This window comes from Shewanella sp. SM95 (genome assembly GCF_025653595.1).
GTDB classification, from domain to species: Bacteria; Pseudomonadota; Gammaproteobacteria; order Enterobacterales; family Shewanellaceae; genus Shewanella; species Shewanella oncorhynchi.
Window position 1 is genome coordinate 27,127 of sequence record NZ_JAKKSE010000001.1, and the last position, 17,805, is coordinate 44,931.

The window sequence follows — 17,805 nt, forward strand, 5'->3', positions numbered from 1 at the left end:
CACAGTAGGATTGCATGACTTTCGCTAAAGCTCATTTGGTTATGAGTAGCAATATAAGGGTATAAACGATGTTGAATGAAGTGATAAAAAACTGCCGATAGCAGGGCTATCGGCAGTTAATGTTATGCAATAGAAAAATCGCTATTGTCAGTCGAGCATTACTGCTCGGCTTTCACATCCCGTAGCGATGCTGCAGCACTTTCATTAATATCATGATCAGCCGCATTGTTATGTGAATGGTGAGTCTCAGTCAGGCGACGCATCAGAGGTAATACCGCAAGTGCGATAAAGGTACAGACCACAGCGGCTATACCTAGTTTATTAAACAGACTTGTGTATACGGGTAAGGTTTGCAGTGGGTCGACTAAATCCTTGGGTACACTGGCGAAGTTAGCAACCACACCGCCTAAATACTGGGAAATACCTGATGCGACGAAATAGGCACCCATCATAAAGCCGCCCATGCGTGCAGGTACGTAACGAGCAATCATGGCAAGTCCAAGACCACTCACCAGCAATTCCCCTAAAGAGTAAGAGGCATAGCCCCAGATCATGATCCATGAAGAGGTTTTACCATTGACGGCAAATTGGCCCGCAAAGCCATAGATAAAGAAGCCAATCGCCACAACGGCAAAACCGAGAGCAAATTTCGCCGCGATAGAAAAGTCTTTATCATTGCGTCCAGCCCACGAATAGCTCCATGCGAGTACTGGACTTAATACCATAATCCATAATGGATTTAATGCTTGGAACTGGGCAGGTGACCAAGTCCACAAGTGGGTACCAAAAACTTGAAAATCCCAATCCACGTTACGCAGGGCAAACAGCGCGAGTGACGTTGACATTTGTTGATAGAAAATAAAGAAGAACACAGTTTGCACGGTAAGGATCAGTGCTGCAATCAGTCCCGCTCTTTCACTGGTTTCGCTGGTGCGGATTAAGTGGAAGAAGATTGCCAATACGGCTACGCCTGCTGCATAAACGAAGACGCGCGCAACAGCTTCGTATTCAAGAATAATGGCTGAAGCGACAACTGACAATGCGGATAGACCCAATACAATCGCGAGGTTTTTCTTGTTCACAGGGCGAGTATCTGGCTCAGAACCGTAATGGACTAGACTCTTACGCATGAGTGCATAGTTACCTAACCCCACCAATATACCGACACAGCACACGGCAAAGGCCGCGTGCCAGCCAAATTCGTTGCCATACTGGGCGTTAACGTAATCTTTAATCCAAGGCGTGAGCAACATAGAGAAGGTCGATCCCACGTTTACCGCCATGTAATAGATGGTAAAAGCACTGTCGATTTTAGAGTCGTCACCTTCGTAAATTTTACGGACTAAGTTACCCGCATTCGGCTTGAATAGGCCGTTACCGACCACAATCACGCCGAGCGCTGAAAACATAAACCACGTATTTTCAGTGGGTACGGCCATTAGCGCATAACCCAGAGAGAGGATCCCCGCACCGAGCAGCATAGTGCGTTTGGTGCCGAGGATTTTATCCCCAACCCAGCCACCAATTGCCGGTGATACATAAATAAGTGCCGCACAGGCACTCCATACTAAGTTTGCACGTGAGTCATCAAAGCCAAGGCGCTGCACCATAAAGTACACAATCAGCGCTTGCATGCCGTAATAACCAAAGCGTTCCCATAATTCGATAAGAGACACAGTCATAAATGAATGTGTTTTACTTACCGGAGCAGTCCCAATAGTCATATCGCTTGCTTCCAACATTGTTGTTTTAATATTTGAGCTCAAAAGTATAAGGCGATAACCAATTCAAACCAATGGCAGACATAGGCAAAAACAGACTTTGTTACAAATGACCTTATCAATTTTAAGGTGGATTTAAGCGGGGACAGTTCTATCCAAGTTTTTCTGCTGCGGATAAATCAAGGAACATTCGCAGTACTATCGGATAAGCAGATAATGGCATGTGCAGGTATGCGCTATGGTGTATTTAAATACATTGAGGTTGATTGCTGTTTGTCCAGCAGGCATAGTGCGCTTGGAAATTCTAATGTAGATAACTTTAAAACGAAAAGTTCTACTTAGCAGCGTCTCTACAGTTGCAGATATGCATCAGGTTGTTAATGCACCGCTTTGCGTTAAATATATTTAAACGGAGTATATGAATGTTACGAATTGGTATCGATCTTGGTGGCACAAAAATCGAGGTAGTCGCATTAGATAGCGATGGTAACGAAGTCTTTCGTAAACGCATCCCGACACCGAGAGAATATGTTGCGACAGTCAATGCTTTGGTTGCATTGGTAACTGAAGTTGAAGACAGCCTGCAGCAAACCGCCACTATTGGAATTGGTATTCCTGGGGTTGTTTCTCCTTTTACTGGCCTAGTAAAAAATGCTAATTCAACTTGGATCAATGGTCATCCACTCGATGTAGATCTGGGGACTCGATTAAATCGTAAAGTAAAAATTGCTAATGATGCGAACTGTTTTGCCGTATCAGAAGCGGTAGATGGCGCTGCCGCAGGAAAGTCCGTTGTATTTGGTGCCATTATTGGAACGGGATGTGGTGCTGGTATCGCCATCAAAGGCCAAGTACATGATGGTGGCAATGGTATTGGTGGTGAGTGGGGCCATAATCCTTTACCGTGGATGAAAGCCGATGAATTTAATACCACGACGTGTTTTTGTGGTAATAGAGACTGTATCGAAACGTTTATATCTGGAACAGGCTTTGTTCGCGACTTTCGCGCTGCAGGCGGTGTTGCTGACAGCGGTATTGAAATTGCCCAAATGATGCAAGCGGGAGATCCGCTGGCAACTCAAGCATTTAACCGCTTTATTGATCGTTTAGCCCGTTCATTGGCCCATGTGATCAATATGATGGATCCTGATGTTATCGTCCTTGGCGGCGGTGTGTCTAACATTGATGCTATTTATACCGAATTACCAAAAATTTTGCCGCTCTATGTGGTTGGCCGAGAGTGCCACACACCTGTTGTTAAAAATTATTATGGTGCTTCATCGGGGGTGCGTGGCGCCGCTTGGTTGTGGGGACGCTAATCCTAGACTCAATCAAGAATAGTGTTTGATATTAAAGGCTGAATTCATTTATTTGAATTTGGCCTTTTTTTTATTTAGTCATTCAAAAGTTTTACATTCCATTGACAACTCTTTATCTTAAGTACTGGTAATTCTTACCCTAAGTGCTATTTTTAATGCTGTATAGAAAGTATAAAAATAAAGTAGATCAAAATAATTACGCTATTGTCGTTCTCTTGGGAGTTTACTAGATGAAGCATTTGTCCATCAGTACTAAGTTGTTGTGGATTACATCAGCATTATTTTTATCGATAGTGGCTATTTTATCTATCAGTTTATGGTGGACACTGTCGGCTCAAAACGCGCAATTATCGGATCAAGTTCAAAATACCCTACAAACTGAAACGCGGGATAAACTCGAAGCCCGCGCCGGTGAATATGGTGAAATGGTCGCTGGATTTATTAACGAAGCCTATCGTATTCCTTACTCTTTTGCCGGTATGGTGGAGAGTACAGCAGAAGAACTTCCCTTAAAGCGTGATCGTTTAGAACTCACTGTGGCGGCTGTGCTTAAGAAAAATGCGCAAGTTTCCTCCATGTATGCCCAGTTTGAACCTAATGGTTATGATGGGCTCGATACTGAGTTTCTGAATATTAATTCCAGCCACAGTGTCACGACATCGGGTGTGCTAGAGGTTTACTATACCCGTGATGACAATGGCACTGTTGCACATCAACAGGTTGAAGATTCAGCAGAAAAATACCTTACTAGCCTAAATGAATTTGGGATCCGTGATGCAGAATGGTATTTATGCGGTAAAGAAACCCTAAAGCCCTGTCTAATGGAGCCGTATTTATACGAAATCACTCCCGGTAACAAAGCATTAATGACCTCGCTAACTGTGCCTGTGCTTAAGCGTAAACAGTTTATCGGTGTGGTCGGTGTTGATTTAAACTTACCAGTCTTTCAAACTCTTATCGATAAGTTATCTAAGAGCCTCTACGATGGGCAAGCGAAAGTAACTTTATTGAGTACCCGAGGTTTAGTGGTTGCAGCAAGTCATTACAGCAAAAAGGCTCGTCCTTTAGCTGAGTCAATAAATCCAGCTATAGCCTCACAAATCATCTCGTTACACAAGAACTCGGGTTACATGGTTAACGATGATGAAATTATTGTTGCCTACCCAATTAAGATCCCTTTAGCGAATGCCGAGTGGTCCTTAGTGATCCAAGTGCCGACTGCGCAGGCGTACAAGAGTTCGATTGTGTTAAATAATGACATGGATGAAATGGCAACTTCCTTGGGAAGTTTGTTGCTCATGGTCGGTGTTGTCGTGTCGATTGCTGCTGTGATTACGATTAGCCTAGTGATCCGTAGCATTATTTCACCCTTAAAGATGATCCAAGGCCGTGTAGAACACTTGGCAAGCGCTGATGGCGATTTAACGCAATCGATAGAAGTGGACTCCCATGCAGAGTTGATTGCGTTAGCAAAAGGTTTCAACTCCTTTATTTATAAACTGAAAAACTTGATTGCCGAACTTAAAACCCTCGCGAGTCGTTCTCAGGAAGAAAGCCAAGCTTCAGCGAAAATTGCCCAGCTCACGCGTGATAGTGTCAATCGTCAATATGGTGAAATTGAGAGTGTGGTAACGGCCGTAAACCAAATGAGTGCCACCGCACTTGAGGTTGCTAAGGCGTCTGAGCAAACCGCTGCAGAAACAGAAGCTATGTCACGCAACATTCGTCACAGTGAAGAAAGTCTGACTAAGGCGATGGGCTTTGTGGCGACTATGTCTAAAGAGTCAATGGAAGCTAAGCTGGCCGTGAGTAAAGTCGCAGACAGCAGTATGAATATTAGTCGTATTCTTGAGGTGATCAGCTCCATTGCCGCACAAACAAACCTGCTGGCATTAAATGCGGCGATTGAGGCGGCGAGAGCGGGTGAACAAGGACGGGGTTTTGCCGTGGTGGCTGACGAAGTCCGTGCGCTGGCATCTAAGACTCAAAGCTCGACGAATGATATTAGTACTCTTATCGATGCACTGCAAAAAGAAGTTCAAAGTGCTTCTGGCATCATAGATAAAGGCGCTGAACGGGCACAAATGGCCGTATCTCAAACTGAGCAAGCGCTGAACTCATTGAACTCTATGGTGAGTCAGATTGAAGAAATTTCGGGCCAAGTGACCCATATCGCGGCAGCGGCAGAAGAGCAGAGCGCGGTGACTGAAGAGGTTAATCGCAATATTACAGGCATTTCTGATTCGGCTTCTGAACTTGCACGTCTTGCGGGTGAAGCACAGCAAAGCAGTGTAGTTTTAGCAAACTTAGTGAAGCAGCAACATGAGCAGTTAGGCAAGTTAAAAACCTAGCACCAGAGGTTTGTTGAATTAGTTCATTGATTTTAAATAGGCTCTTTGATTGTGTTGCTGCTTAACACTTATCAAAGAGCCTATTTTTATGGATATTTAAATAGCATCGAATAGGCTAAAAATTTAAAACAGTTCAGCGAGGGGAATGTGTAAATACATGGATATTGTGTGATAACTAGCGGAGATCAGTTTTTAGATACAAAAAAGCCCATTGGATCAATGGGCTTTTTCGTTGAATCGGGTGGTGGCCCCTCACGGACTTGAACCGTGGACCTAACGATTATGAGTCGTGTGCTCTAACCAACTGAGCTAAGGGGCCGACTTAAGGTAATCGTCATTACCTGAAGCGGGAGGAAGTATACTAAGCTTACTTACGCTTGTCACCCGTGTTTTGGCTGGAAATTCACGCAACTGATTCAATTGGTTATCTGTTAATCAACTTAAATGCAATCGTCGCCTGAATTTAAGGCTTCGATGCTGTGCTTGTGCATAAATTGAGGTGATAAAGACAATAAAAAGCCCTGCATGGGCAGGGCTTTAATCCATCTTAGATGACTTTAGGCTTGTAACAGCCTATTCATCTAGGAACGATTTTAAGATTTCTGAGCGTGAAGGGTGACGCAGTTTGCGCAGTGCCTTAGCTTCAATTTGACGAATACGTTCACGGGTCACGTCGAACTGTTTACCCACTTCTTCAAGAGTGTGGTCAGTGTTCATATCGATACCAAAACGCATACGCAGCACTTTCGCTTCACGGGCGGTTAAACCTGCTAACACTTCGTGGGTGGCGTTTTTCAAGCTTTCGCTGGTCGCTGAATCCAGTGGTAATTCGAGGGTAGTATCCTCGATAAAATCACCTAAATGCGAATCTTCATCGTCACCGATTGGGGTTTCCATGGAGATAGGTTCTTTAGCTATTTTCAGTACCTTACGGATCTTATCTTCCGGCATCATCATACGCTCAGCCAGTTCTTCAGGTGAAGGCTCGCGGCCCATTTCCTGTAGCATTTGGCGAGAGATACGGTTCAGCTTGTTGATCGTTTCGATCATGTGTACTGGAATTCGAATCGTACGCGCTTGGTCGGCGATAGAACGGGTAATCGCCTGACGGATCCACCAAGTTGCATAGGTCGAAAATTTGTAACCACGACGGTATTCGAATTTATCTACAGCTTTCATTAAGCCAATGTTACCTTCTTGGATTAAGTCCAAGAATTGCAGACCACGGTTGGTGTATTTCTTCGCGATAGAAATTACCAGACGTAAGTTCGCTTCAACCATTTCTTTCTTCGCACGGCGTGCTTTGGCTTCACCGATTGACATACGACGGTTGATGTCTTTTATGGCAGAAATCGCTAAGCCGGTTTCTTCTTCAACTGCTGCAAGCTTGGTACGACAACGAATGACGTCATCTTCAACCATTCTTAGGCCTTCGGCATAAGGTTTCGTTGAGGCTTTCTCAGTGTTGAACCAATCAAGGTTGGTTTCGTTGCCAGTGAAGAATTTGACGAAGTTTTTCTTCGGCATTTTGGCTTGTTCAACGCACAGTTTTAATACTAAACGTTCTTGAACACGCACGCGGTCCATCATAGTGCGCATGCTTTTGACTAAACGGTCAAACTGCTTAGGCACTAAGCGGAATTCTTTGAAAATTTCGCCGATTTCGAAGAGGGCTTTTACCGATTCAGGGTGTTCACGGCCCTTAGCTTCGATAATTTTCAGTGCGCTTTCGTAAGCGGCTCTGAGTTGACCGAATCTTTCACGAGCTTCTTCAGGATCAGGCCCTTTGTTGCCTTCTTCTTCATCTTCGCTGTCATCGTCATCCTCTTCGTCATCTTCATCGTCCAGCTCTTCTTCAGATAATTCTGAGCCGATGTGAGTGGCGGTCGGGGCGACATCATCTTCGTCCGGGTTTACAAATCCAGAGATAATATCAGATAAGCGCAGTTCGTCAGCTTCAAATTGGTCGAATTGCTCAAGGATCATAGCGATCGCTTGTGGGTATTCGGCGACTGAACTTTGAACTGTGTTGATGCCTTCTTCGATGCGTTTGGCGATAACAATTTCGCCTTCGCGGGTCAGAAGCTCAACGGTACCCATTTCACGCATGTACATGCGTACGGGATCGGTTGTGCGGCCAAGTTCGCTTTCTACTGTTGCCAGTGCTGCGGCGGCTTCTTCTGCTGCATCTTCGTCTGTGTTGTCTTCCGACATCATCATGTCATCGGCATCGGGGGCTTCTTCGAACACCCGGATACCCATGTCATTTATCATCTGGATAATATCTTCGATCTGGTCAGAATCGACCATGTCTGCAGGTAAGTGATCGTTCACTTCTGCATAGGTTAAGTAACCTTGCTCTTTACCTTTGGCAAGCAACAGCTTAAGTTGCGACTGCGGAGTATGATCCATAGATATCATCCAAGTTGGGAAACTGTTACAACGACGGACACTTAGCATAAGCCAAGTGCCGCGCAAATCGTCAATTATAGCCGTGTGCACATATCTGTGCTAGTCACTGGGGTAGCGAATGAGGACATTTTTGCCTCAGTTTAACCCTTTCATGACTGAGATCAGCTTCGAGAGCTGCATCTTCTCTTCTTTTGTATGAGTCTGCTTTAGACTCAATTCCTGATATCGTTGTTCAATATATTGATTGTTCAACCAAACCAGGGTTTGTTTAAACTTTTCGAGCAAGTTTTCATCCGCCACTTGATGGTCCCATTGGGCCAATTTATGGAGAGTGCCGCTGTAGGGGTGCTCTCGGAATTGTTCAAGTAGTTGTGCGCTGTTTAACGTTTGCTCTCGAGTCATCTCCAATAACAGTGGCAGCAATTCTATGCCTGGCATCTGCAAGTGGGCGAGTGCGGGTTGTGGGGGTAAACCCATACCCAGTTTAGGATGTTGTACTAACAGTGCGATGGCGAGTCGCAATGGTGTACCGCGTCCTTTTAATCCTTTACTTGCCATTGGTTTAGCTTGTTTCACGCTAAAGCCTAGCTTCTTTTTCATATCTTCTGAGCTGTTCATTCCTAACTTGTGAGCTAAGTTCTCAAGCAGTAAATTTTGCAGCACAGTGTCTTGAATTTTTTCAATTAAGATAAAAGCTTGTTTCGCTAAGTTGCCTTTATCTGTACCGTATTTTGTCGCTAACGTGTCAAATAGAAACTCGGGTAGTGCAATGGCAGAGTCCATTAAGGTTTCAAATGCATCTTTACCAATTTTACGAACCATAGAATCAGGATCTTCGGCCTGAGGCAGGAACATAAATCGCACTTGATCGCCCGGCTTTAATAATGGCAATGCCGTTTCTAAGGCGCGCCATGCCGCTTCAGTACCTGCTCTGTCGCCGTCGTAACAGCAAATCACTTCTTTAGCGCTGCGCAGCAAAAGCTGAAATTGCTCTGCTGTGGTCGAGGTGCCTAATGATGCGACAGCATAGTCGACGCCAAATTGCGCCAATGCCACCACATCCATATAGCCTTCAACGATCAGTACTTTGTCTGGATCGCGATAGCGCTGCTTTAGTTCATAGAGACCATAAAGCTCATTGCCCTTATGAAATATGGGCGTTTCTGGAGAATTCAAGTATTTGGGTGTGCCATCACCTAAAACTCTGCCACCAAAACCAATGACTCGTCCGCGCCTGTCGCGGATAGGAAACATGAGGCGGTCACGAAATCTGTCGTAACGTTTCCCACTGTCGTTGCTAATTAACATACCCGCAGTCAGTAACTTATCCTGCGCATCTTGATTCTGACGATAGCGGCCCAATAAGCCATCCCAACCGTCTGGCGCAAAGCCAATACCAAAATGTTCTACTACATCATCGGATAAACCGCGATAGGCAAGATAATCGATAACTTTTTGTTTATCTTGGTGTTGTCTAAGTTGGTTTTGAAAGTAAAGGCTCGCTTCTTCCATGAGTTGATATAAGTCACGACTTAAACCGTCATCATGTCGCTTGCCTGTGCCTTGTTCTCTGGGAACCTCTAATCCAAGCTGGCCCGCCAAATCTTCAATGGCATCAATAAAATCGAGTCGGTCATACTCCATCACAAAATCGATGGCGTTGCCGTGAGCACCGCAGCCAAAGCAATGATAGAACTGTTTATCACGGCTGACGGTAAACGAAGGTGATTTTTCGCTATGAAAAGGACAACAGGCCGAGTAGTTCTTACCCGCCTTTTTCAAGGGCACTTTACGATCGATAAGTTCGACTATGTCAGTGCGAGCGATTAGCTCATTGATAAAATCACGAGGTATTGCCATTGAGTGCTTAAAATCCCGCCTTGCGCGAATTTAAACAAACAAGCCGCGCATAGGCACGGCTTGTTCATACAGTGAAACGCTAATTATTGCAATTTAGCACGGATCATAGCGCCGATAGCGCCCATGTCTGCACGTCCTTGCACTTTAGATTTCAATGCTCCCATTACTTTGCCCATATCCGCCATGGCGGATGCACCTACTTCTAAAATAGTTGCATCGATGAGCGCCGCGATTTCCGCCTCTGTAAGAGGGGTAGGCAGGAAAGCTTCAATAACTTGAATCTCTGCTGCTTCCACGTCGGCCAACTCGTTACGACCCGCTGCTTCAAATTGAGCAATCGAGTCACGACGTTGTTTCACCATTTTGGTTAAGACCGCTATAACCTGTTCATCAGTCAGAGATTCGCGGGTATCCACTTCAATCTGCTTGATGGCGGCTAATGCCATACGAATAGTGCTCAAGCGCGCCTTCTCTTTGGCGATCATGGCCTGTTTCATATGGTCTTTTAGCTGATCAATTAGGCTCATATGAGATTAATATAAACGTACGCGACGTGCGTTTTCGCGAGAAAGCTTCTTAGCTAAACGTTTAACTGCAGCTGCTTTTGCGCGCTTACGTGCAGTAGTTGGCTTCTCGTAGAATTCACGAGCACGCACGTCGGCTAAAATACCAGCTTTTTCACAAGAGCGCTTGAAACGACGCAGAGCTACGTCGAATGGTTCGTTTTCACGTACTTTAATAATTGGCATACGCCATCACCCCTTAGGTGTAGGTTGTTCTGGTTCAATTGCTCGAACCAAGTCTATTTAAAATGGTGCGGAATTTTATACCGAGACACCTAGGCTTGTAAAGCCCTAAAACTGAGCTCAGTCCTATAGTGGACTCAATATGGCCTGCGCGACTGGAGTAATCGAGCGCTTGCAGGTAGAATTGGCGTCCTTTAGTTAGCAATTGATGAGACACCATGCGGGTTTTAGGTATTGAAACATCCTGTGACGAGACAGGTATCGCCGTCTATGACGATGAACTGGGCTTATTATCTCATACTTTATACAGTCAGGTTAAGCTGCATGCTGACTATGGTGGTGTGGTGCCTGAGTTGGCGTCACGTGACCATGTGCGCAAAATTGTGCCGCTTATTCGTCAAGCGCTGAAAGATGCAAATACTGAAATTGCCGAGCTTGATGGGATTGCCTATACCAAGGGCCCAGGTTTGATTGGCGCCTTACTCGTCGGCGCCTGTGTGGGGCGGTCACTGGCGTTTGCTTGGGACATGCCTGCAATCGGTGTTCACCATATGGAAGGGCACCTTCTCGCGCCTATGCTTGAAGATGACGCGCCCGAGTTCCCATTTGTGGCCTTATTGGTCTCTGGTGGCCATTCTATGTTGGTTAAAGTCGATGGAATTGGCCGCTATGAAGTATTAGGCGAGTCTGTTGATGATGCTGCGGGTGAAGCGTTTGATAAAACAGCTAAGTTAATGGGGCTGGATTATCCCGGCGGTCCGCGTTTAGCAAAGCTTGCTGCTAAAGGTTTACCTGCAGGGTATAAGTTTCCGCGGCCTATGACCGATAGACCTGGACTCGATTTTAGCTTTTCGGGTCTAAAAACTTTTACCGCTAATACCATTGCTGCCGAACCTGACGATGAACAGACTCGTGCCAATATTGCTCGTGCTTTTGAAGAAGCTGTGGTTGATACGCTAGCGATTAAATGTCGCCGTGCACTGAAGCAAACAGGCTATAACCGCTTAGTGATCGCCGGTGGCGTGAGTGCGAATACGCGCTTAAGAGAAACCTTGGCTGAAATGATGAGCTCGCTTGGTGGACAAGTATTTTATCCCCGTGGTGAGTTTTGTACCGATAACGGCGCCATGATTGCCTTTGCAGGATTGCAGCGTTTAAAGGCGGGGCAGCACGAAGATTTGGCGGTAAAAGGTCAGCCAAGATGGCCGTTAGATACCTTGCCACCTGTGGCATAAAACGCCTTTGATGTTGATAGGTTATGTTGAGACAAAAAAACTGCGCTTATAGCGCAGTTTTTTATTGGGATAATGTTGTCACATTAAGATTTTTTAGGCGTTTTTTTACGTGAAACTTTGGACTCTTCACCTTTAAGTAACCGTTGGATATTGTCTTTATGACGAATAATGATAAGCGTCGATAGCATGGCAACGGGAATGGTAAATCTGTCGTCTAACAACCAAGTATAAAGTGGTGCAAGTAAGGCCGTCAGAATGGCTGCAAGGGACGAGTAGCGGCTAATTAAGAGTAGAACAATCCAAGATGCCATTAAGCAAATGGCTAAATCATCGCCAATGGGAGCCATAGCACCAAAAGCTGTTGCGACACCTTTTCCCCCCTTAAATCCAAAAAATACGGGATAAATATGCCCAAGGCAGGCGGCGATAGCGATAAGTCCGAGTGAGACTGCATCTATGCCCATCAGATAGGCTAAATAAGATGGCAGGGCGCCTTTGAGCATGTCGAAAAACAACACCATGGCAGCCGAACTCGCGCCGCCAATTCGCAGTACATTGGTAGCTCCCGGATTACCTGAACCCTGTAATCTTGGATCGGGTAAACCCCTCATTCTACAAACCAGCACAGCACTCGAGATTGAACCTGCCAAATAGGCGGCCAAAATCATCAAAAGTGTCAGTGTTAATGGACTCACATTGGTTTCCTTACGCGTCTTAAGGTATTATCGCGCAACAATTTAAAAAGCTGACTCAGTTGTCAATCCCGCTATAGGTTTGTGGAATAACTCGCCCATTTGAGGTTGAGATATTTTCTGAATGAGCAAATCCTTTTAGGGCGTTATCCTACTGTGGATTGGCTCGAGTAGAAAGCAAATTAGTTATCTGTCAGAAGATTGCGGATTATACAGCTAGGATCGCTTTTAGCTTATCAGACCTCATAGTAGTAAGTTAGTTGGAGAAAGCATGGATAAAGTACTTATACGGCAATTACGCGTCGATACTGTGATTGGTGTCTATGAGTGGGAAAAGACAATCCATCAAAGCCTGTTGCTAGATTTAGATATGGCGTGGGATAACAAACCTGCCGCCGCGACAGACGATTATCAATATGCGCTTTGCTATGAGACAGTTTCCAATCGATTAACAGAACTTATTACTGAGCATCCAATCGAGTTAATCGAAACGGTTGCCGAGCGCGTAGCGGATTGTTTACTTCAAGAATTTAACGTGACTTGGGTGAAAGTTGTCGTGATGAAGCCGGGGGCAGTAGCCACTGCCGCGTCTGTTGGCGTTGAGATAGAGCGTTCACGTTAGATAAGAGTTTGATCAACTCGACTGTTGATTAAGAAATCATGTTTATCTTCAGATAAATTGGACATTGCATGGCACGTATTTATATCAGTCTAGGTAGTAATATCGAGCCTGAACAACATCTGCAAGCGGGATTAATATCGCTGCGAGCGTGTTTTGGGCCACTGCGTCTCTCATCTATGTATGAAAGTGAAGCGGTAGGTTTTAGTGGCACTAACTTTTTGAATATGGTTGCTAGTGCTGAAACTGACCTTAATATTGCTGCGGTAGTTGCGCAGTTTAAGCAAATCGAGCAGAATCACGGCCGGCTTGTCGGGGCGAAGAAATTTAGCCCAAGAACTTTAGATTTAGACCTGCTGCTTTATGACCATGTGGTATGTGAAACGCCCGTTACGCTCCCCCGTGCAGAGATAGTTAATAATGCCTTTGTGTTATGGCCATTAGCCGAGTTAGCGCCGGAATTGATTCATCCTGTGGTTGATAAAAGCTATGCCAGTTTGTGGCAAGAGTATGATAAAGAGTCACAGCGACTTTGGCCTGTGATGTTTGAATGGCCCCAAGGGCTGACGTTTTAATTTATTGATAGGATTGTCATGGATACGTTTCAGGTCATTATTTTAGCGCTTATTCAAGGGCTAACTGAGTTTTTGCCTATTTCTAGTTCTGCCCACTTAATTCTGCCTGCTCAGCTTTTAGGCTGGGAAGATCAAGGTTTGTCATTCGACGTGGCGGTGAATACGGGGTCGTTATTTGCTGTGGTGATTTATTTTAGACACGAGTTATGGACTATGTTTAATGCTTGGATTGCAAGCATTTTTAAAGGTCAGCAATCCGAAGACAGCAAGCTGGCATGGTGGATTATTCTGGCGACGTTACCCGCTGTATTTTTTGGTTTTATGGCTAAGGATTTTATTGCAACTCACCTACGTAATACAGAGGTTATCGCGGTCACGACAGTCGTTTTTGGTTTATTGCTGTGGTGGGCTGATAAGATGTCGCGCCGCGATTTAACAATCTATCAGACTGGATGGCGCAAAGCCTTGTTAATTGGTTTCGCCCAGGCGCTTGCTTTAATCCCTGGAACTTCACGTTCTGGTGCCACTATGACCGCGGCGCTAATGCTAGGTTTGAGTCGAGATGCTGCGGCTCGCTTTTCATTCTTAATGTCAGTGCCTGTGAGCTTAGGCGCGGCAATTTTAGTGGGTAAAGATTTGGCGGAAAGCGCGCTGCCAATTGATTATCAAGCATTGATCTTAGGCACTTTGATTTCCTTTGTTGCAGCTTATGCATGTATTCATTATTTCTTGAAAATCATCAGCCGCATGGGAATGACCCCGTTTGTTATTTACCGTTTGGCACTGGGTGCTGTGCTGTGTGGATTTATTTTTTTGTAGTCATTCCAGCTTAGTCATCATAGTGAAATTATGAATAATAGAATCGGGTCAAGTACCCGATTTTTGTTTTTGGAGCTTCCTCATTTTTCTGAAGCTTAACTTATTTTTGGAGCTTTATATGGGTCTCGAATATCAGTGTCCAACCTGCGGACTTGCGTTAAAACAACACAAAGCCTCCCAAGGTTTTTATTGTGCAAATAAGCATCATTTTGATCGAAATGAGCAAGGTTATTGGGTTTTTACTAAACCACAACGCCAAAAGCCGACAGGGGATTCGCGCGAGCAAGTTAGGGCTAAGCGTTTTCTTCTCGAATCAGGCATCTTTTCGCCTTTAATCGATAAATTGGCTGAGATAATCACCGGCTCTATCAAGCCTGACGCTTGTTTATTGGATTATGAATGCGCTGAGGGCTTCTATTTGCGTGCTTTAGCTTCCAAGTTGGCAGAGGTCGAAAATCCGCGAAACGTCCAGTACGTAGGTATAGCGGACGCAGAAAATGCTATTTTTGCTGCAGCAAAAGCGCAGACTCCTGGGATCTTGTGTTTAAGCTCTTCTAAAAAATTACCCTTCGCCGATAATTGTGTGGATTTTATTACTGTTATTGATAGGCCGTTAAAGGGAAAAGAGTCTGTCAGGGTATTGAAAGACGATGGGACCATGTTACTGGTTATGCCTGGGCCACGACATCTATGGCAACTCAGAGAATATATTTATTCCGACTTGGCTGAAAAACCTTTCCAAGTGAATTTACCTTCAGCATTATTGGTAAAAGAAACTCAGTCACTGCGCTTCACCTTATCTGTTACCGGTGAGCAGGCATTAACGTTATTGGATATGGCACCCTATGCGTGGCGTGCAACTGACAAGATGAAACACGATATTCAAGCTAATCATTTTGAGTTGCTAGAAATTGACTATGTATTAGTCTTAGCACATAAACGCGTGAGTGAATCGCTATAGGTTAAAACTTGCAGTCGATGCGGTTAATTTTAAGACAATTCATAGGCTTAGTTAGATGTTTTTTTGATGTTTTAAAAGGCTATATTACTCAAGTCTATGATTCTGTTTGACGTTTTTATGTTGTTTTTATGTTGTTTTTATGTTGGATAGGCTGAAGGTGTTATTATTTTTAACTTTAGGCCTATTTGTTCAGTGACAAATACAACCTTCTTATTGCCTTTGTTTCCCATATAGCCTCGATTTTTTATCTATAGCTGTGCTTTAAATTAATAGCTTTCATTTCCCATAAATACATTTTTTATGATAAATGAGGCTGATTGTTAGGGATGCTTAAAAACGCAAACGAGAAGTTTAGATTAATAATGCGACTTTATTTAAAAGAGGGATAGCACTCGTTTATACAGAAGTATGCCAAGGCTAACTTGCGAATCGCCTTTAACATGCCTTTGGAAGTTTAAAATCAATTTAGCGATTTTGTATTGCCGCACTTGCTATTCTTTGCATGGCAATCTTGAATTGCAGGCATAAAAAAAGGCTTAGATTGATGTGCTTATCGCTTTCATCTTTCTTAAGCCTTTTGTCTTAACTTACTAAATAGTAAGCTAAATTACCTTTCATTACTTCTTGTAACGAGAAGCAACGTTGTCTAAACGGTCGTTTGCGCGTTTAGCTTCTGCTTGTGCGTCCATAGATGCTGCTTTTGCATCTTTAACGTCTGCAGACAGTTTGCTTTGCTCTGATTTCAGAGAACCAACATCAGCTGACAATTGATCAACTTTGTTGCCCAGAGTTGCAACGCTTTCTTCCAGAGCAGTAGTGTTCGCGCAACCACCTAGTAGGGCAGTCATTGCTAAACCAGCAATCATCAGTACTTTTTTGTTCATTGTAAAAAATCCCTTAAAATAGGTTGGATTTGAATGTTTCGTTACTTTGTAAGCGAAACTGCCTAATTATGACATAGCTATTTTAATTTGCTACGAATATTAATGTGTTTAACCACTATAGGCATATAAATTTTTTTTAAAAGCTTTTTTTCTATGTGATATCGACATTTCTAATCGTAAAAAGGGGCATTATTCACCATGCAGTGATGCACGACTTACAAATCCTTTACAAATTACTGGTTATCCGTTGGCAGTTTTGTTTGCATTTTTTGTTTAAACTGACAGACGGCTTCAACTCGATGTAAATTTAAGGCTTGTTTTATCTCTGCACCTTGGAAACCAGTGGCAATGATGGCGGCAATATCGACATTATTGGCGACAGTGAAGCACTGAGTTAAATACTCTCCCTGAGGATATGGGATGTTTTCAAATCCTGTGCGGCCGCGCATATCTGCGGTGCAAGCTAATATAAGTTGCGTTAAGCGCTCTGGTTTACGCCAAAAGTCAGCTTTATCGAATATTTTAACGATAGTTTCGGCTCTGAGCTCGAATGCCTGATGGACGTTCTGATGTTGGTCGCTGACGAGCAACGCCAGATCGCGTGCCTCATTCGGTACTCGTAAACGTGTACAGAGGGCTTTTATGAGTGGCAAGCCTTTTTGGCCGTGGCCGTGATGCTTTGGTAAATGCTCTTTTGGGCTCAGTGCTTTGCCCAAATCATGTACTAGGGCGGCAAACCGAACGCTTTTATCTCCAGTGAGCTGTGCGGCTTGAGCGAGCACCATTAAGGTATGCACGCCAGTATCTATTTCAGGATGCCATTTTTCAGGTTGAGGTATGCCAAATAAGGCGTGAATTTCAGGGAACAGGACTTCGAGTGCGCCACATTGGTGCAGTACCTCAAAAAAGACTTCTGGGTGAGGTCCGCCTAAACTTTTATCAACTTCTTGCCAAACTCGCTCCGCCGTTAAAGCGCTAAGCTCATCGCTTGTGCTAATTTGACGCATCAGTGCCAGGGTTTCTGCGGCAATTTGAAATCCTAAGGCATGAAACCTTGCGGCAAAGCGGGCGACGCGTAACACTCGCAGTGGATCTTCAACGAAAGCATCCGACACATGGCGTAACAGGCGCGCGTTAATATCCTCAATACCATTAAAAGGATCATATAAGTTGCCCTTTTCATCTTGGGCGATCGCATTAATGGTTAGATCTCGGCGCAACAAATCTTGCTCTAAAGTCACATCAGGGCTGGCGTGGCAGCTAAAACCACCATAACCCAGACCAATTTTTCGTTCGGTTCGGGCTAAAGCATATTCTTGTTGATTTTTGGGGTGTAGAAATACGGGGAAATCTTTACCGACTTGGCGGTATCCCAGTTGCAACATTTGTTCTGGAGTCGCACCAACGACGAGGTAATCTTTGTCCTTGATAGGGAGATTGAGCAGGCTGTCACGCACAGCACCGCCGACGAGATATATTTTCACAGGCAAGATTCGGCTAATGTGTCATAAACATAGCTTATCATGCCCATTAAGGTGATAGATAAAGTCGTCGCGAGATATTTGCGCACTTATGTGTCACATTGATGTTGCGGATATTTTGACAATAACA

The 17,805-nt window shown here is 44.4% G+C and carries 15 protein-coding genes and 1 tRNA gene; 7 read left to right on the forward strand and 9 right to left on the reverse strand.

Annotated features, from left to right (window positions below):
• Positions 1 to 158 precede the first annotated feature (158 nt).
• Entirely contained in the window at positions 159 to 1,724 is a 1,566-nt protein-coding gene (locus tag L5M29_RS00125) for a peptide MFS transporter (RefSeq protein WP_028760874.1), read from the reverse strand.
• A 419-nt stretch (positions 1,725 to 2,143) separates the two neighbouring features.
• Between L5M29_RS00125 and mak the strand changes: the two genes are divergently transcribed.
• Both mak and L5M29_RS00135 read left to right on the forward strand, forming a co-directional pair.
• Positions 2,144 to 3,040, forward strand: coding sequence for a fructokinase (mak, locus tag L5M29_RS00130; protein ID WP_028760873.1), 897 nt, complete (start codon positions 2,144 to 2,146; stop codon positions 3,038 to 3,040).
• 230 nt (positions 3,041 to 3,270) lie between these two features.
• Positions 3,271 to 5,391 (forward strand): methyl-accepting chemotaxis protein, encoded by a 2,121-nt coding sequence (locus L5M29_RS00135; RefSeq protein ID WP_263165591.1) that lies wholly within the window; start codon positions 3,271 to 3,273, stop codon positions 5,389 to 5,391.
• Between the two features lie 242 nt (positions 5,392 to 5,633).
• Here the strand turns inward: L5M29_RS00135 and L5M29_RS00140 are convergent.
• The 5 genes from L5M29_RS00140 to rpsU all read right to left on the reverse strand — a co-directional run bounded on the left by L5M29_RS00140 (position 5,634) and on the right by rpsU (position 10,412).
• A tRNA-Ile gene (locus tag L5M29_RS00140) sits at positions 5,634 to 5,710 on the reverse strand.
• Between the two features lie 254 nt (positions 5,711 to 5,964).
• Positions 5,965 to 7,803, reverse strand: a complete 1,839-nt coding sequence (gene rpoD / locus L5M29_RS00145; RefSeq protein WP_105249892.1) for an RNA polymerase sigma factor RpoD — start codon at positions 7,801 to 7,803, stop codon at positions 5,965 to 5,967.
• A 135-nt stretch (positions 7,804 to 7,938) separates the two neighbouring features.
• The gene (gene dnaG / locus L5M29_RS00150) at positions 7,939 to 9,663 is read right to left on the reverse strand and encodes a DNA primase (RefSeq protein WP_105249891.1); all 1,725 of its coding nucleotides are present in this window, start codon (positions 9,661 to 9,663) and stop codon (positions 7,939 to 7,941) included.
• A gap of 83 nt (positions 9,664 to 9,746) precedes the next feature.
• Positions 9,747 to 10,190 (reverse strand): GatB/YqeY domain-containing protein, encoded by a 444-nt coding sequence (locus L5M29_RS00155; RefSeq protein WP_263165593.1) that lies wholly within the window; start codon positions 10,188 to 10,190, stop codon positions 9,747 to 9,749.
• 6 nt (positions 10,191 to 10,196) lie between these two features.
• Positions 10,197 to 10,412, reverse strand: a complete 216-nt coding sequence (gene rpsU, locus L5M29_RS00160; protein WP_006080725.1) for a 30S ribosomal protein S21 — start codon at positions 10,410 to 10,412, stop codon at positions 10,197 to 10,199.
• A gap of 215 nt (positions 10,413 to 10,627) precedes the next feature.
• On the opposite strand from rpsU, the gene tsaD reads away from it, so the two are divergent.
• Entirely contained in the window at positions 10,628 to 11,644 is a 1,017-nt protein-coding gene (gene tsaD, locus L5M29_RS00165; RefSeq protein WP_263165596.1) for a tRNA (adenosine(37)-N6)-threonylcarbamoyltransferase complex transferase subunit TsaD, read from the forward strand.
• A gap of 83 nt (positions 11,645 to 11,727) precedes the next feature.
• Here tsaD and plsY read toward each other — a convergent pair whose 3' ends face one another.
• Positions 11,728 to 12,339, reverse strand: a complete 612-nt coding sequence (gene plsY / locus L5M29_RS00170; RefSeq protein ID WP_113940690.1) for a glycerol-3-phosphate 1-O-acyltransferase PlsY — start codon at positions 12,337 to 12,339, stop codon at positions 11,728 to 11,730.
• A 268-nt stretch (positions 12,340 to 12,607) separates the two neighbouring features.
• Here plsY and folB point away from each other — a divergent pair, with 268 nt between their 5' ends.
• The 4 genes from folB to L5M29_RS00190 all read left to right on the forward strand — a co-directional run bounded on the left by folB (position 12,608) and on the right by L5M29_RS00190 (position 15,310).
• Entirely contained in the window at positions 12,608 to 12,958 is a 351-nt protein-coding gene (folB, locus tag L5M29_RS00175) for a dihydroneopterin aldolase (RefSeq protein WP_105249889.1), read from the forward strand.
• A 68-nt stretch (positions 12,959 to 13,026) separates the two neighbouring features.
• Positions 13,027 to 13,530, forward strand: coding sequence for a 2-amino-4-hydroxy-6-hydroxymethyldihydropteridine diphosphokinase (folK, locus tag L5M29_RS00180; protein ID WP_113940689.1), 504 nt, complete (start codon positions 13,027 to 13,029; stop codon positions 13,528 to 13,530).
• Between the two features lie 18 nt (positions 13,531 to 13,548).
• Positions 13,549 to 14,349 carry an undecaprenyl-diphosphate phosphatase gene (locus L5M29_RS00185; protein WP_263140552.1) on the forward strand — a complete coding sequence of 267 codons (801 nt, stop codon included), beginning with the start codon at positions 13,549 to 13,551 and terminating at the stop codon, positions 14,347 to 14,349.
• Between the two features lie 118 nt (positions 14,350 to 14,467).
• Positions 14,468 to 15,310 carry a putative RNA methyltransferase gene (locus L5M29_RS00190; RefSeq protein ID WP_263165598.1) on the forward strand — a complete coding sequence of 281 codons (843 nt, stop codon included), beginning with the start codon at positions 14,468 to 14,470 and terminating at the stop codon, positions 15,308 to 15,310.
• 617 nt (positions 15,311 to 15,927) lie between these two features.
• Here L5M29_RS00190 and L5M29_RS00195 read toward each other — a convergent pair.
• Both L5M29_RS00195 and L5M29_RS00200 read right to left on the reverse strand, forming a co-directional pair.
• Positions 15,928 to 16,194, reverse strand: a complete 267-nt coding sequence (locus tag L5M29_RS00195; protein WP_006080732.1) for an Lpp/OprI family alanine-zipper lipoprotein — start codon at positions 16,192 to 16,194, stop codon at positions 15,928 to 15,930.
• Positions 16,195 to 16,427: 233 nt separating this feature from the next.
• Positions 16,428 to 17,678, reverse strand: a complete 1,251-nt coding sequence (locus L5M29_RS00200) for a multifunctional CCA addition/repair protein (RefSeq protein ID WP_263165599.1) — start codon at positions 17,676 to 17,678, stop codon at positions 16,428 to 16,430.
• Between the last annotated feature and the right edge of the window lie 127 nt (positions 17,679 to 17,805).